This is a genomic window from Actinosynnema sp. NPDC004786 (assembly GCF_053601135.1).
Genome location: NZ_JBSGBG010000088.1, coordinates 1 through 12636, shown reverse-complemented (window position 1 = coordinate 12636; position 12636 = coordinate 1). Strand labels below are relative to the sequence as shown.

The following is a 12636-nucleotide window of genomic DNA, read 5'->3' as shown; positions in this document are numbered from 1 at the left end:
CGTCAAGGGGGCCGTTCCAGCGTCAGGTGCGGTAGGGCCGGGAGTGCCCCCTTGACACGCGCGGTAGGGCTGCGCCAGGTCGGCGGGATGACACGAAGCCCTCCTTTGGGGGAAGTGCGTGTTCGCGTGGCCGGTGGGGGTGGGAGGGATTGAGCGCGGAGGCTGCGGGGGCGGGAGCGGAGGCCGAAGGTGGGCGGCTGAGGCGGGAAGCGGGGGTGGGGGTGGGGGTGACCTCGGGATGGGCGGGATGGAGGCGGAAGGGGCGGGCAGCGAGTGTGTGGAGGTGTTGGAGAGGCTTGACCCGGTGGGGTCGCAACAGTAGTTTCGAAACATGTCTTTCGACCGGCGCAAGCTCACCGATGCGCGCGACCTCCGCGCGCTCAGCCACCCGCTCCGCGTGCGGCTGATGGAGCTGCTCGCCCAGGAAGGGCCGCTCACCGCCACCGAGGCCGCGACGGAGTTGGGCACCACGCCGGCGAACTGCTCGTTCCACCTGCGCCTGCTGGCACGTCACGGCTTCGTGGAGGAGGCGGACGGCGGGGTCGGCCGGCAGCGGCCGTGGCGGTTGGTCGAGCAGGAGACGCAGATCGTCACGCGCGACCTCGACCCGGAGGGGCTGTCGGCGTTGCGGGCGCTGGACGAGTTGCGCTGGGTGCGCCGCCAGCACCGGCAGGCCGAGTGGTGGCGCACCAGGGACGAGTACCCGGAGCGGTGGCGGGGGGCCGCGTCCGAGTCGTTCGCCGTGCTGCACCTGACCGTCGACGAGGTGGTCGAGTTGCGGGACGCGTTGCAAGAGGTGATCAACCGCTACGTGGAGCGCGGTGCGCCGTCCCAGCGACGGGCCGGCACCGCGCCCATCGACATCGCGGTGTCCATGATGCCGCTCCGACGACCACACCCAGGGGGAGAAGATGATTGAGTACCGCGACTTCGCGGCCAGGCAGCGGTTCCGCTCGAACGTCGCGCTGTCGCCGGACGGCGCGTTCGTGGCGTACGCGGCCAACACCGACGGGCCGCACAACCTGTACGTGGCGCCCGTGGCGGGTGGCCCGGCCCGCAAGCTGACCGACCACGCCGAACGCTCGGTGCGGCAGGTCGCGTGGTCGCCGGACGGCCGCCGGCTGCTCTACACCGCCGATTTCCAGGGCGACGAGCAGTTCCAGCTCTACCTGGTCCACGTCGACGGCGGCCCGGCCCGGCGGCTCACCCACGCGCCCGGACGCCAACACGTGCTCGGCTCCTCCATCCACGGCTACGACGCGCCCTCCCCGTTCACCCCGGACGGCCGGGGCGTGGTCTACGCGGCCAACGACCGCGACCCGGCCGTGCAGGACGTGCTGGTGCAGGACCTCGACACCGGGGCGATCCGGCGGGTCGAGTCGATCGAGGGCACGTTGCTGCACGCCGTCTCGGTGTCGCCGGACGGCCGCTGGCTGCTCACCTCGGGTTCGCACGGCAACAACGACTCCGACCTCGGTCTCGTGGACCTGCACGAGCCGGACGCGCCGCTGTGGGTCCTGACCGCGCACGAGGGCAAGCGGCTGCACGTCCCCGGCCCGTGGGCGGCCGACTCGTCCGGTTTCCTCCTGCTGCACGACACCGGCGGCGAATTCCTCGCGCTGGGGTCGTACTCCCTGGCCACCGGCGCGATCACGGACCTGGCGACGCCGCCGTGGGACGTCGAGCACGTGGCCGCCGGCGGCGGGGTGCGGGCCTGGACGGTGAACGAGGACGGCGTCTCACGGCTGTTCGTGCTGCGGGACGGGAAGCTGGTCACGTTGCCGGAGCTGCCGTCCGGGGTGATCGAGTCGCTGTCCGTCGTGGGCGACGTGGTGACGTTCCTGCTGGCGACCGGCGCGCGGCCGTTCGAGGTGGTCGCGCTGGACCTGGCCGCGAACGAGCTGCGCCACCTGACCTCCAGCGCGCCGTCGGTCCGGGCGGACTTCGTGGAACCCGAGCTGGTGCGCTACCCGACGCACGACGGCCTGGAGGTGCCCGCGTGGCTGTACCGGCCGCGCGGCGACGACGTCCGCGGCGTGGTGATCTCCATCCACGGCGGGCCGCAGGCCCAGGAACGGCCGCAGTACAACTACTCCGGGCTCTACCAGTACCTGGTCGCGCGGGGCATCGCGGTGCTCGCGCCGAACGTGCGCGGGTCCACCGGGTACGGCAAGACCTACGCGCAGCTCATCCTGCGCGACTTCGGCGGCGACGAGCTGGGCGACTTCGAGCACGCGGTGAAGTTCCTGCACGGCCTGGGCTGGGTGGACCCGGCGCGGATCGCGGTGTGGGGCGCGTCCTACGGCGGTTTCGCGACCCTGTCGTGCCTGTCCCGGATGCCGTCGCTGTGGGCCGCGGGCGTGTCGCTGGTGGGTCCGTCCAACCTGCTCACGATGGCGCGGTCGGTGCCGGAGACGTGGCGGGCCGAGATGGCCGACTGGGTCGGCGACCCCGACACCGAGCCCGACTTCCTGCTGGAACGCTCGCCGATCACCTACGCCGACGCCATCACCGCGCCGCTGTTCGTGATCCAGGGAGCCAACGACCCGCGGGTGGTGAAGGCGGAGAGCGACCAGATCGTGGCCGCCCTGCGCGGGCGCGGGGTGGAGGTGCGGTACGACGTCTACGCCGACGAGGGCCACGGTTTCACCAACCGGGCGAACGAGGTCAAGGCGATCGGCGACCTGGCGGACTTCCTGGTGTCCCACCTCGACGGCGCGGCCTGACGGACCCGTCGTCCACAGTGGACGCCCGGTGCGCACGGCCCGCGCCCGGTAGCGTGGACGGCCGGACGGGTCGCGCGGGAAGGGGTCGAGGTGCCGGGACTGCGGCGGACGGTGCTGGTCGGGGCGGTGGCGGTGGCGCTCGGGGCGTGCACCGCGCAGCCGGACGCGGCCCCGCCGCCGACGTCCTCCACGACGACCGCGGCGTCGACCGGCGGCACGCCGTCCGCCGAGCGGGTCCACGTGTCGTTGGGCGACTCCTACGCGACCGGCTACCGGCCGGTGGACGAGGGCGACCCGCGGGACGGCTTCGCCTACCTCGTCGCCGAGCGGTCGGGGTCGCGGCTGGTCAACGTGGCGTGCAGCGGGGCGACGTCCGCGCAGATGCGGTCCGAGCCCGGCTGCGCGCCGGCCAACCGCGGCCCCGGCGCGCCCGACCCGGCCGGCCGCACGCAGCTCGACGCGGCGGTGGCGGAGCTGCGGGCGAACCAGGGCCGGGTCGGCCTGGTGACGGTCGTGATCGGCGGCAACGACCTGTCGCCGTGCGCGCGGGCCCAGGACGCGCTGACGTGCGCGTCCCAGGCCGTCGAGCAGGTGCGGGCGAACCTGGCCGCCGTCCTGCCCGTCCTGCGCGAGGCCGCCGGTGACGCCCCGATCGTGGGCCTGACCTACCCGGACGTGTTCCTCGGCGCGTGGGTGTCCTCGGCGTTCCCGAACGGCCGGGACCTCGCCCGCCTGTCGGTGTCGTTGTTCCGGGACTTCTTCAACGCCGCGCTCAGGGCCGAGTACGAGGAGGTCGGGGCGACGTTCGTGGACGTCACCGCGGTGACCGGCGGCTACGGGCCGTTGACCGAGACCACCCAGGACCCGGCCTACGGCCCGATCCCGACGCCGGTCGCGAAGGTCTGCGAGCTGACCTACTTCTGCCGGCTCGCCGACGTGCACCCCACCCCGGCGGGGCACGAGGCGATCGCCGAGGCGGTGCTGGCCGCGACCGGCGGCTGACCACCGCGCGGCGTCAGCCCCGGTCCTGCATGCACTCCAGCCAGGACGCGGTGCTGACGACGATCTCGACCGCGGCCGTGTCGGTCACCACCCCGTCCGACACCCAGATCAACGGGCGGTACACGCCCATCGGGACCGACGTCGGACCCTGCACGGAGATCCACCCGTTGACCATGACCCCGCCGTCGTCCGGGTCGGGGTGGTTGGAGCCGGGCGGGAGGTGGCTCTGCAGGGCCGTCCAGCCCGGCGGCAGGTCGCGCATCCCGAAGTCGAGGTCGGTCGACCACTGGCCGGTCACCGCGAAGATCAGGTAGGACCGGTGGACCCCGTCGCCGGAGTTGTGCAGCACGCACATCCGCTGCGGCAGGTCCCACTTCTCCAGTTGCCAGGTGCGCGCCGGCGCCGTCGCTCCCGCCGACGCGGAGGCCGACGAGCCGAGCAGGGGCAGCACCAACGCCGTGACCAGGGCGAGCACCGATCCGACGACCCGAGGAGTTGATCTCACTGAATCCTCCCGATCCGGTGGGGGCACCAACCCGGCCGAAACTACCGATCGGATCTCAGAGACCACTGAGACGCGGGCTCACCCCCGTCGAACGCCCAGCAGCGCGCGCAGTTGCGCGCCGACCCGCCGGCCCGCCAGCCGGACCGGGGCCACGACGGACGCGCGCACCCAGCGCGCCGGCGCCACGACCACGGCCCGCCACACCCTCCCGAGCAGCCGGCCGACCGGCGCCACCGCCACCCGCCAGAGCCAACGGACGGGCGTGACCACCACCGCCCGGAACGCCCGGGCCAGCAGCCGCCACGCCCAGGCCACGGCGTCCCCGATCACCCGACCGACTGCCCGCAGCGCCCGCCCCACCACACGGAACGCCCACCACAACGCCCCGCCGAACAGCCGCGCCAGCCACCACAACCCCGCGCCGAGCGCGCGCGAACCACGCACCACCACGTTGTGCCAGCACCACGCGAGCGGCCGCAGCAGCACGGCCCGCAGGAACCGACCGACCACCGCACCGGCCCGGCGCAACCACCGCCCGACCGGCCGCAGCAGCCGACGCAGACCCCGCCCCGCCGGCCTCAGCGCGAACCGCGCCACCGCCCGCAACGCGCGCCGCACGCCGTCGAACACCACGGCGACGCCGCGACCCACCCACCCGGCCAGCCACCGCACCGCCACCCGGAGCGGCCGCAGCACGAACCGGACCAGCACCCCGCCGCACCACCGCAGCCCGTGGCCGACCGGCGTGAACACCCAGTGCCACAGGAACCGGCACACCGCGCGCACGCCGTCCCACACCCACGCCAGCACCACGCCCAACGGGCGCAGCAGGAACCGCCGCACCGCCCGCCCGGCGACCTTGAGCCCCTCCCACGCCACCCGCACCGGCACCACGACCACCACGGCGACGGCCCGCGCCACCCACACCGCCCACCGCGGCGGCTGCACCTCGTTCACCCCACTTGAACGCGGCCCGGCGTCGATCGGTGCCGTTGACGCAGGTCACACCACACACCACCACCGGACGACCACGCTGCGGAACCGGGCACCGGCCCGGCGACCTCAGGCCGAACCGACCGGCAGCAGGTAGACCAGGGTGTCGTCCACGCCGTCCAACAGGAACACGTCGTGCGCCAGGTCGTCGTAGAACCCGCCGACCATTCCGAGCGACAGCGACACGCCCGCCGCGACCAGGGCCAGGTTCTGCGCCAGGTGACCGGCCTCGGCGAACCCCAGCCGCACCGCCCGCAACCCGTAGTCGCGGCGCAGGTCGCCGATCCGCACGTAGAGCCCGAGCAGCGCGGGTGTGGTCACGAGGTCCACGCCGCCGGTCAGCGCGGCCCGCGCCCCGAACCAGGACGACGTCGCCTCCACGTCCGCGACCTCCGGCGCGGGCGCGACCGCGACCAGCCGCCGGTCGCGCTCGTCCACGTCGTACACGCCCGGCTCCAGGCCGTCGACCGCCCACGCCACCAACCGCAACCGCGCCGTGTAGAGCGCGCCGGCGCTGGGGTACGGCCGCCGGCCGTCGGGCAACGCGCCGTGCGCGGTCCACAGCAGCGCCGCCAGCCGGGCCACGTCCAGCAGACCCCGCACCGCGTCCCCCCGGCCGGTGCGCCGGTCGCGCAACGCCGACCGCAGCGACGCCGGGGTCTCCGGCGGGTCGGGCAGCCGCACGGTCCGCTGCCACGGCCGCGGCTCGGGCAGCTCGCGCACGGTGCCCTTGCGGGGCACCTGTTCCTCGGCCTCCGGCCGGTACTTGCTCGCCTCCAGGTAGCGGCGGTCGGGCGCGTCGGCGCCGTCCGCGTGGAACGGCGTCAGGCCGGCCGGGCCGAGCGCGGTGGCGGCGACCAGCCAGCACAGCGTGCGCTCCTCGTCGGGCCCGATGCCCAACCGGTTGAGCAGCATGTGCAGCTGCGAGGCCCAGACGTCGCGCGGCAGGTCGGCCCGCACCTGCCGCGACCAGTACGCGACGGCCCCGGTCGGGGCGGAGGCCAGGCGGTCCCACCGGGCGCTCAACGTGGCCGCGCGGTCGGCGTGCAGGCGGTGCGCGGCCAGGTGGGAGGACATCGTGGGCGCGGTGGCGGGCTCGTGGTGCCGGCGCCAGGACGCGGCCAGGGTGCGCAGCCAGGACGCCGCCGCCGGGCGGTCCAGGCCGAGCGCGGAGGTCGTGGCCATCACCAGCTCCACCGCGGCGCTGAGCTTGGCCCGGGGTGTGCGGGCCGCGCGCAGCACGGCCACCGCGACGTCGGTGCTGCGGCAGAACACCTCCTCGGCGACCGGCAACGCGTCCGGTCCGCCGTAGCGCTCCACCTCCGGCACGTAGGGCACTTCGCGCACGTCGCCGTGGGGCAGCCAGTCGCCGTCCGTGCCGAGCGCGGCGTAGAAGCCGTCCGGGTCGAGCGGGGTCTCGGGGTGCCCGGCCGCCGCGACCGCGTGCCGCACCTGGTCGGCGATCTCCTCGACGTGCCCCTCCGCGTCACGCAGCCGCACGCGCAGGTGCGGCCCGGTCTCCCAGTAGCGGATGAAGAACCAGTCGGCGATGCGGCCCGCGGTCCGGTGGTCGGCCAGCAGGGGCGCGAGGACGTCGGCGACGAACGCGTCGACGTGCTCGGTCCGCCACGACAGCCGCACGTGCAGCCCGGTCCAGGTCACGGTCGCGCCTCCAGCGGGGTGAGGTCGTAGGTGAAGCCGGTGGCCCGCGGCCGGCCCGCCACGAGCAGGTAGAGCAGCGTGTGCCCGGCCGGCGCGCCGGCCAGCGCCTCCAGGTGCTCGTCGTGCAGGCTGCGCAGCGGGCGGCAGAACAGACCCGCGCCGGCCGCCGCCTCGCCGACCCGCTGGGCGACCGCGCCGGCGGCCCGCAGCAGGGCGCGGTACCCGTCGGGTCCCGCCTCGGCGACCGCCGCGGCCGGGTCGCCGGTGAGCACCAGCGCGAGGTTCGCGCTGCCCACGTCCAGGACGCTCGGCGGGTGCCGGAAGGTGTCGGCGATCCGCGCCATCACGGGACTCGCGCCGGCGTCGCCGTGCCACCCGTCGGGCACGCCCTCGACGTTGTGGACCGCCAACCGGTGCCGCAGGTGCCGCAGGCGGGGAACGGCCGCCACGACCGCGTGCAGGGCCGAGGCGGGCAACGGCCTGGGGTCCGCCGAGAAGCCGCGCGGGCCGTACCCGGAACTGCGCGCAGAGGTGTGCGGAACCGGGCGACCGGTCTCGCGGTGCGACGACACCACCAGGCCGTCGCCGTCGATCCCCGCGCGCAGGCCGAGCCTTCGCGCGTGGTCCTCCAACGCCGCTGAGAGGTGGCCGGCTTCCAGTTCCACCAGCACGTCCGCGAACTCGCCGTACCCGGCCGAGAACCGCTCCGGCCGGCGCACGAGGTCCAGCCGGACGCTCGTGCCCAACCGTTCGGGCACACCGCCGACGAGCGCCCGCCGCACCGGGTCCAGCGGCCACGACCGGCCGTCCGCGACCAGCGCCACGTCCACCGCGAACGTGGACCGGGCGGACGGGTAGGCGCGGTGGTCGTTGTACGGGTTCCACGGCTCCCACCGCTGGGGCGTGGCGACGTCGGCGAGCAGGTGCGCCAGCGCCGCCCCGAACGCGCCGTGGCGGGCCAGCTCGCCCAGCGCCACGCCGGGCCCGAACGGCCGCGGCTCCGGTGTGGGACCGTCGGTGACGAGTCGGCCGGGACCGTGCCGGTAGGCGGCGGCGAGCGCATCGGCGGCGGTCGACCCGGCACCGGCCGCGACGGCAGGCGCGGCGGCGGTCGGCTCGTCGGTACCGGCGGCGGTCGGCCCCTCGGCGGTCGGCCCCTCGGCGCTCGGCTCGTCGGCGGTGGGCAGGTCGGCGGTGGGCAGGTCGGCGGTGGGCAGGTCGGCGGTGGGCAGGTCGGCGGTGGGCAAGTCGGCGGTGGGCAAGTCGGCGGTGGGCGGCCCCTCCGCGGGCGTGTCGGCGGTGGTCACGGGAACGGGTGGGGCCGCAGGGGTCCGGTCGGGCGCAACCGCGGGATGCCGTGGGTGCGGCGGTCGCGTTCCCCGAACGTCATCGGGATCGTGCCGGGCACGACGACCTTCGCCGTGTGCAGGCCGAGGCGGTCGCGCACGACGGGGTCGGTCAGGTCCACCGCGATCACCTCCAGGTCCAGCGCGGCCCACGCGGTCACGTAGTGCTCCAGCACCGCGTCCAGGTCGTCCGACGGCACCTCGGGCCCGCGCATCTCGACCGGGTCGCCCGGCCGCAGGAAGTCGTACCGCCCGACCGCCTCCGGCAGGCCGTTGACCGTGACGTGGTCCTCCATCGTCCGGACCAGGTCCGGTTCGCGCAGCATCCGCAGCAGCCGTTCCCGGTCGTACTCCCCCGGGTCGGCGTGGGCGCGCTGGGCCGCCGACTCGACGTCCACCGCCACCTCCACCACCGCCGACCGCAACGCGCCCTGAGGGTCGAGCCCCGCACCGGCCGCGAAGAACGCCCGCGGCGCGGCCGGGTCGTCGCCGGTGTACCGGGCGAGCGTCAGCACCGTGGGCACGGCGAGGTCGTTGGTCGCGTCGTAGCACTCCAGCCGATAGCCGAGCTGTGCCAGCCGATCGGCCAGGTGCAGCGCGAGCCCGTCGCGCGCCACGACGGTGGGCAGCGGCGTGCGCTGGTACCACGCCATGAGGAACGCGTCCCGCTCCGCGACCTCGAACAGCCCGTACAGCACGGCCTCCGTGAGGCTGTTGCCCGCACCGCACCCGTTGGACGTCTCGTTGACGAACCGCGGTCCGGGCGTGCCGCCCCAGTACACGACGTGCTCCGGCACCGCCACGGTGGTCCCGCGCGAGTACGACCAGCCGTGCACCCAGCGCGTGCGGACGTCCGGCGCGTAGGGCACGACGTGCGGCGACGGCAGGTCCGGCAGCCCGAGGCGCGTCGGCTCGACCGCGCGTTCCGGGCCGAGGTCGGCGAAGGACGCCTCCAGCACGGTGGTCACCCGCCGGGGCCGCAGCCCGGCCAGCCGCTCCACCGCCTCGAACAACGCCACCCGTTCCGACTCGGCGAACGTGCCGGTCCGGCCGAACCCGGCCTGCGTGCCCGCCCCGTCGGTCACGATCCGCGCGCTCACCGCGGGCAACGGCAGGTCACCGTAGTGGGACAGCCGGTCGACCGGCCCGTGCCGCTGGTCGAACAACGCGTCACGCACCGCGTCCCCGTCCGTCAACGGGTTCGGCCCGCGCGCCGTCCCCGGCGACACGGGCGCCGGCCTCCGCGCCACGACCGCCGCGTCGGCGCTGTCGTCGGGCAGCGGCCCGCACACCGGACACCCCTCCGGGCGCGGCCGCACCCGGTGCTCGGCCACGGTGCCGAGGTCCGCGCGGACCGACAGCACCCGGTCGCGGTACGCCTCCGGGTCGGCCAACACCATCCGCGTCACGGCGTCCACCAACGGCCCGTGCGCCGGCGACGGCACGCCACCCACCCGCGTGCCCTCCGCACGACGCGGCACGGCGGTGCCCTGCGCGGCCAGCCGCACGTCCTCCGCGCACACCAGGCACACCCCCGGCCCGCCACCGACCACCGGCCCGATCAACGCCACCGGGCCGTCGTACCGGACGGGCAGCACCGCCTCCGCGCCCGCGCCGACCCGCGCGAGGTCACCGAGCGCGTACGCCGTCAGCTCCACCACGCTCACCGGCCCACCTCCGGCACCGCGAACCCGACCAGCCCCGCCGCGTGCAGCACCGGCCCCAACGCCACCCGCTTGACCTCGGCCACGCCCGCCAGCTCCCGCAACCGCGCCTGCAACCCCTCCTCCGCCTCACGCACCCCGTACGGCCAGTACCAGGCGCGGTCGGTCCACGGCACGTCGGCGACGGTCGGCTCCTCCACCGGGAACGCGCCGCACAGCAGCACCGGCTCCCCCACCCCCGCCTGCGCCCGGCCGGCCGCCGCCAGGGCCGCGAAGGCCACCGCGTCCGCGGCGCTCGCCTCGACGGCCCACGACAGCTCCTCGCCACCCGAGCGCACGACGGCCCGCACCACCCCGTCGCCGAGCCGGGTCACCTCGACCTCGGCGGGCAGCGCGAACCGCAGCACCACCGCCTTCCACCACCGCCGGGCCGTCGGGTCCGATTCCCACTCCCCCGGCTCGACCGGCGTGCCCGGCAGCACCCGCACGGCGGTGCGCAACGCCAAGCCCAACGCGTGCACGGCGTCCGCGCCCACCACCGCGGTGTCGGGCGCGAGCCGGTGCGCGGCGCGGACCACGGCGTCCAGCCGGGCCGAGTCCCTGGTGGTGCCGTACCCGACCGCGTCGCCGGACGCGGCCAGCTTCACCGGCACCTGCGGCAGGTCGCCGGTCTCCGGCGCGGGCACGGGTCCGAGTTCGGGGTCGCCCAGCACGTCGGCGGTCCGCCCGCCCGGCGGCGCGGGGCGCACGGCCGACAGCCACGGGTGGTACTCCGCGCGCAGCGGGTCCAGCCGCGCGACCAGCACCGGCTGGTGCGGCGGCCCGGCCGGCGGCGTGTCGTGCCACAGGTCCACCACCTCGTGCGCCGGGTCGGGCAGCCCGGCGACCGCGCACACCAACCGGTGCGCCGCGGCCGAGCCGACCAGCGCCGCCAGCACCTCCGGCGGCTCGCCCGCCTGCCCGTCGAGGCGACGGGCCACCGCCTCGGCGTCGGCGAGCACGTCGCCCCGCGCGCCGGGCGCGACCACGAACCCCACGTCCGCGGCGCACCCGGCAGCGACCACGTGACCGCCGGACACCAGCACCAGGCCCGGCCCCGGCTCGACCGGCCCCACCGCCAACCCGGTGGCCGTCAACGCCCGGTGCGCGGCGGCGGCCACGGCCCCGGAGCCGACCACCGCCACCGCGTCCGCGCGCATCAGCTCCCACGCCCGCGCGGGCCGGGGCGCGACCGACTCCAGCCACCGCGCGACGTGCCCGGGCGGCCCCTGCGCGTCCCACGACGCGGGCACCCGCACCAGCAGGTCGTGCTCGTGCAGCTGGTCGATGACCAGCCGCAACGCCGCCGCCACCGCGGGCGGCGCCTGGTCGGGCACGGCCAACTGCTCCGGCGGCACGCCGGCGGTCAGCGGTCCGGCCAGGCGCTGCCACACCGTCCACAGCCCCTTGCCGCCGGCCACGCTGAAGCTCGCCGACCAGCCCCGCACGTGCAGGCCGGTGTCGGTCGGGCTCGCGTGGACGATCGGGCGCAGCCGCAGCAGCTCGTCACTCACTCGATCCCCCAATAGGTCTCCGCGACCACTTCGAGCACCCGCCCACCGGGCGACTGGACGCCCGGCACCGGCACCGCGTCGGTGAACCGGACGCCCGCCGGGAACCGGGACAGCAGCCGGGGCAGTGTGCGCAGGTGCAGGGCGTTGCCGAAGTCCACGTACTGCGACTTGGCCGGGAGCAGCCGTTGCGCCACGTCGGCGGACGTCGGCGCGGAGGCCGCGCCGACGAACACGTGCTCCGGCAGCCCGTGCCGGGCGCGCAACCGGACCACCTCCGCCGCGACCGGGTCCTCGGCCAGGTCCGGCGTGACGGCGAACTCCCACGCGCGGCGGGCCAGCACCACGTCGCGGTAGCGCAGCTCGCCGCTCACCACCGCCTCGCCGTCGCGCTCGCCCGACCGCAGCGCCCGCAGGTCCACCCCGCCGCAGGCGAGGTCGGAGTACAGCGGGACGTGCCGGTCGGGCAGCACCAGCGGCACCAGGAAACCCGGGTAGACCACGTCCAGCGGCTCGTCGCCGTGCACCACCCTGACCTCGTCGGTGCGCGGGTCGTGCCGGACCCGGAGTTCGTCCACGGGCAGGTCGGCCCAGCGGGGGTCGTCGCCGATCTCGCGTGAGGCCAGGAGCGGGTGCAGGTTGGCGTTGAACCCGTGCACCGGCCGGAACTGCGCGAACCGGCCGCCGAGCGTGCGCCGCAGCCGGGCGGCCACAGCGTCCGCCGCGCCGGGGAACCGGCGCAGGAACCGGCTGGTGAACCGGCCGAAGCCGGCGTAGACGTGGTTCACCACGAGCCGCCCGTCCCGCGTCGGTTGGACGAAGAACGCGTAGGAACCGGGACGGCGCAGCCAACCCGGCAGGTGTCGGGCGGCCTCGCGCACCACGTCGTCGGACACCGCGCCGTCCGCGCGCACCGCCGCGGCGAGCTTCGCCCGGGACTCCAGCAGGGCGACGATCCCGGGGTCGGTGGCCGTCTCCTCGTCCTGCCAGACGCCGGACAGGAACGCCGCGCACTCCGCCAACGACGCCGTGCCGCCGACGCCGACCGCGTCGACGAACCGGTTGCGCACCAGCCGCCGCGCCAAGACCTGCCGGTCGAACAGGACGAGCAGCGGGGTGAGGCGGGTGAGGGTGTCGGTGCCCGTGGCGGGCACCCGCACCGGGTGCGGCAGGACGACGTCCTCCAGC

10 protein-coding genes are annotated in these 12636 nt (G+C 75.9%); 3 read left to right on the top strand and 7 right to left on the bottom strand.

Annotated elements, in window-relative coordinates; translation table 11 throughout:
- The first annotated feature begins 331 nt into the window (after window positions 1-331).
- From ACWEFJ_RS38595 to ACWEFJ_RS38585, 3 genes are all read left to right on the top strand, one after another.
- Window positions 332-919, top strand: coding sequence for an ArsR/SmtB family transcription factor (locus tag ACWEFJ_RS38595; RefSeq protein WP_449716836.1), 588 nt, complete (start codon window positions 332-334; stop codon window positions 917-919).
- Entirely contained in the window at window positions 912-2726 is a 1815-nt protein-coding gene (locus ACWEFJ_RS38590; RefSeq protein ID WP_449716835.1) for a S9 family peptidase, read from the top strand. The genes ACWEFJ_RS38595 and ACWEFJ_RS38590 overlap by 8 nt, the downstream gene beginning before the upstream one ends.
- Before the next feature lie 90 nt (window positions 2727-2816).
- Window positions 2817-3728, top strand: a complete 912-nt coding sequence (locus ACWEFJ_RS38585; RefSeq protein ID WP_449716834.1) for a GDSL-type esterase/lipase family protein — start codon at window positions 2817-2819, stop codon at window positions 3726-3728.
- 13 nt (window positions 3729-3741) lie between these two features.
- Here the strand turns inward: ACWEFJ_RS38585 and ACWEFJ_RS38580 are convergent, their stop codons facing one another.
- The 7 genes from ACWEFJ_RS38580 to ACWEFJ_RS38550 all read right to left on the bottom strand — a co-directional run.
- On the bottom strand, window positions 3742-4233 hold the full coding sequence (locus ACWEFJ_RS38580; RefSeq protein ID WP_449716833.1) for a DUF5980 family protein: 492 nt from the start codon (window positions 4231-4233) through the stop codon (window positions 3742-3744).
- A 78-nt stretch (window positions 4234-4311) separates the two neighbouring features.
- Window positions 4312-5181: a hypothetical protein gene (locus ACWEFJ_RS38575; protein ID WP_449716832.1), complete on the bottom strand. Its 870-nt coding sequence runs from the start codon at window positions 5179-5181 to the stop codon at window positions 4312-4314.
- A gap of 114 nt (window positions 5182-5295) precedes the next feature.
- Window positions 5296-6888 (bottom strand): thiopeptide-type bacteriocin biosynthesis protein, encoded by a 1593-nt coding sequence (locus ACWEFJ_RS38570; protein ID WP_449716831.1) that lies wholly within the window; start codon window positions 6886-6888, stop codon window positions 5296-5298.
- On the bottom strand, window positions 6885-8195 hold the full coding sequence (locus ACWEFJ_RS38565) for a hypothetical protein (protein ID WP_449716830.1): 1311 nt from the start codon (window positions 8193-8195) through the stop codon (window positions 6885-6887). The genes ACWEFJ_RS38570 and ACWEFJ_RS38565 overlap by 4 nt, the downstream gene beginning before the upstream one ends.
- On the bottom strand, window positions 8192-9901 hold the full coding sequence (locus ACWEFJ_RS38560; RefSeq protein WP_449716829.1) for a TOMM precursor leader peptide-binding protein: 1710 nt from the start codon (window positions 9899-9901) through the stop codon (window positions 8192-8194). Before ACWEFJ_RS38560 ends, ACWEFJ_RS38565 begins: the two co-directional genes overlap by 4 nt.
- Entirely contained in the window at window positions 9898-11451 is a 1554-nt protein-coding gene (locus tag ACWEFJ_RS38555) for a hypothetical protein (RefSeq protein WP_449716828.1), read from the bottom strand. Before ACWEFJ_RS38555 ends, ACWEFJ_RS38560 begins: the two co-directional genes overlap by 4 nt.
- Window positions 11448-12636: hypothetical protein (locus tag ACWEFJ_RS38550; RefSeq protein WP_449716827.1), on the bottom strand; the 1189-nt coding region annotated here is incomplete at its 5' end. The genes ACWEFJ_RS38555 and ACWEFJ_RS38550, both read right to left, overlap by 4 nt.

What these genes read in the sequence shown, in the direction of transcription:
- ACWEFJ_RS38595 (WP_449716836.1), top strand. Translation starts at nt 332, where the DNA reads ATGTCTTTCGACCGGCGCAAGCTCACCGATGCGCGCGACCTCCGCGCG.
- ACWEFJ_RS38590 (WP_449716835.1), top strand. Translation starts at nt 912, where the DNA reads ATGATTGAGTACCGCGACTTCGCGGCCAGGCAGCGGTTCCGCTCGAAC.